The sequence below is a fragment of the Aeromonas sp. HMWF014 genome (genome assembly GCF_963878295.1).
Lineage (GTDB): Bacteria > Pseudomonadota > Gammaproteobacteria > Enterobacterales > Aeromonadaceae > Aeromonas > Aeromonas popoffii.
In genome coordinates this window covers 1-1,317 of record NZ_CAWNYS010000418.1, presented here as the reverse complement: position 1 = coordinate 1,317, position 1,317 = coordinate 1, and the positions used below count along the sequence as shown (strand labels likewise).

The 1,317-nt window shown below is 59.5% G+C and carries 1 protein-coding gene and 1 pseudogene; one reads left to right on the top strand and one right to left on the bottom strand.

Annotation, left to right across the window (positions count from 1 at the left end; translation table 11 throughout):
• A pseudogene (locus AAC083_RS16670) lies at nucleotides 1-248 on the bottom strand (methyl-accepting chemotaxis protein); the annotation flags it as partial.
• 264 nt (nucleotides 249-512) lie between these two features.
• Here AAC083_RS16670 and AAC083_RS16665 point away from each other — a divergent pair.
• Nucleotides 513-1,317, top strand: an 805-nt coding sequence (locus AAC083_RS16665) for a radical SAM protein (RefSeq protein ID WP_146181705.1), incomplete at its 3' end; no start/stop codon positions are given.

The following is a 1,317-nucleotide window of genomic DNA, read 5'->3' as shown; positions in this document are numbered from 1 at the left end:
TCGACGATCCCCGCCTCGCTCTTGAGCTTGGTCTGCACGATTTGTCGGTTGGCGATGGCGCCCGTCATCATCATGACGTTGAGCTGATCCATGTAGGTGTTGGCGGCGCTCTTGACCTTTTCACCGGCCAGCCGGATGGCGAGATCCCGTTGCAGCCAGGCAGAGAGTTCGAAGCTGAGGGCGAAGGTACAGCCAATTACCAGGGTGAGGGGGAGGAATATTTTCCAGTTTAATGACAGATTTTGCATCGTTTGCAGGGTCCATGCGCAGGTGGGCGAGCGTCAATGCCGGGCGACTCTCCTCACGCTCGCTCGTCAGGGCGGGGGAGATGGTTCTCTATCGGCACACACTACCCCATCTTGAGTAAATTATCTGTTAACTGGATCCATGATGGAGGTTAAGGATGGGTAGCAAAGCTGGGTTGTCTGAGTGTGGTTTGATCCAGCACAAATTCGGCATTAATTGATAGTGGTTATCATTTGCATTATTTCCATGTGGTAACCCAGCCAGTGATGACATTACACCTGACCCCGACCATGACCGGACTCGACACGCCGGATCCCCTCAAATTTGCCTTCGGTGCCAAAACCTCGGCCCATGCCAGTCGGGGTGGCATTCGCCCCTTCACCCTCGACCCTACCGGCTGGCAAGCCTGGTGGCAGCAAGAGAGCGAGGCGGGGGAGCGGGCGCTCTACATCCATATTCCGTTTTGCCGCAAGCGCTGCAGCTTTTGCAATTTCTTCGAAAATGGCGCCAATCCGGCGCGGATGAGCCGTTACATGGCGGCTCTGTGCGACAGCCTGAAGCAGGCGGCGGATACCCCCTTTGGGCAGAGCCAGCCCTGCTCTGCCGTCTATGTGGGGGGCGGCACACCGACTGACATGGCGGTCGAGGATCTGGCGCGATTGGCCAGGGCTATCCAGGGTTTTCCGCTGACCGCAGATGCCGAGGTGACCCTGGAGGGGCGCCTCAATGGCTTTGATGATGCCAAGTGGCAGGCCGCGCTGGCGGGTGGCTTCAACCGTTTCTCGTTCGGGGTGCAGAGCTTTGACACCCGGGTGCGCCAACAGGCGGCCCGCTTGGATGACAGGCAGACTCTGCTGGCCCGTCTGGCCGAGCTGACCCGGGATGAGGCCGCTGTGATAGTGGCGGATCTCATCTTTGGCCTGCCGGGACAGGATGATGCGGTGTGGCGCCAGGATATCGCGGACGTGATGGCTTGCGGGGTACAGGGTGTGGATCTCTATCAGTTGATCGCCATGGCGGTTACCAATCTGGCGCGGGCACAGGAGAAGGGGTCGCTGGGCTGGACAGCCG